Genomic DNA, 1,126 nt, shown 5'->3' on the forward strand with positions numbered 1-1,126 from the left:
CGTGCTGCTGCCGCTGCGCGAGGAGGGCAGCCGCCCGCCGCTGTTCTGCGTGCACCCCGCGGCCGGGATCGCCTGGTCGTACGCCGGCCTCACCGGACCCCTGGGCACCGACCAGCCGCTCTACGGGCTCCAGGCGCGCGGCCTGGACGGGGCACGGGTCCTGCCCGGGTCGATCGCCGAGATGGCCGCGGACTACGTGACCCAGATCCGCACCGTGCAGCCGACCGGCCCGTACCACCTGCTCGGCTGGTCGTTCGGCGGCGTCGTCGCGCACGAGATGGCCGTCCAACTCCAGCGCACGGGGGAGAAGGTCGGACTCCTCGCCGTCCTCGACTCGATGCCGCTCGCCACTCCGGCGGACGACGGCCCCCAGCCGGGCGCGCCGGCCGCCGGAGAGGGAGACGCCGGCGCGGACGCCGCCGCGCTGCGGTTCGGCCCCGACCACGTGATGCGGACGGTCCTGCAGTTCTTCGGGTACGACCCCGCTCTCTGGGACGACGAGGAGATGACCTACCCGCGATTCCTGGAGATCGCCCGCGCCTACCCGGGCCTCCTCGCCACCTTCGACGAGGCCATGATCGAGACCCTCTGCCGCGTCTACACCAACAACGCCGTCCTTTCCCACGACCACACCCCCTCCCGCTACACCGGCGACCTGCTGGTCTTCACCGCCCTCGAAACCTCCCCCGAGGCGGCCGCGCGGCAGTGGGAGCCCTACGTCGACGGCGGCAAGCCCGAGGTCCGCCCCGTGGACTGCCCGCACGCCGAGATGGGGCGCCCCGGGCCGCTCGCGGAGATCGCCGAGACGCTCGTACTGCTGCTGCGGGACGAGCGCACGGAGTCGGACGTGCCCCGGTGAGCGGCCCCGACCACCCGCCGCTGCCACTGACGACGGCCCAGCGCGGCATCTGGCTGGGCGAACGGCTCGCGGAACCCGGGCGCTACCACGTGGGCGTGGCTCTCGACATCGCCGGGCCCGTCGACCCCGGCCTCCTCGAGGCGGCCTTCGCCACGGCCGTGGCCGAGACGGCCCCCCTGCGCGCCCGGTTCACCGTCACCGACGGCGGCGAACCGGAGCAGCGGGACGGGCCCCTGCCCCCGTGGAGCCTGACCCGCGTCGACCTGC

Annotated in this window: 1 protein-coding gene and 1 pseudogene; both read left to right on the top strand. The window is 74.8% G+C overall.

Annotated features, from left to right (window positions below):
* On the top strand, positions 1–859 hold an 859-nt coding region (locus tag ACYVE9_RS27815; RefSeq protein WP_461030657.1), incomplete at its 5' end, for an alpha/beta fold hydrolase.
* Positions 856–1,126 (top strand): annotated as a pseudogene (locus tag ACYVE9_RS27820) (hypothetical protein); the annotation flags it as partial. The gene ACYVE9_RS27815 and the pseudogene ACYVE9_RS27820, both read left to right, overlap by 4 nt.

The sequence above is a fragment of the Streptomyces sparsus genome, assembly GCF_054776295.1.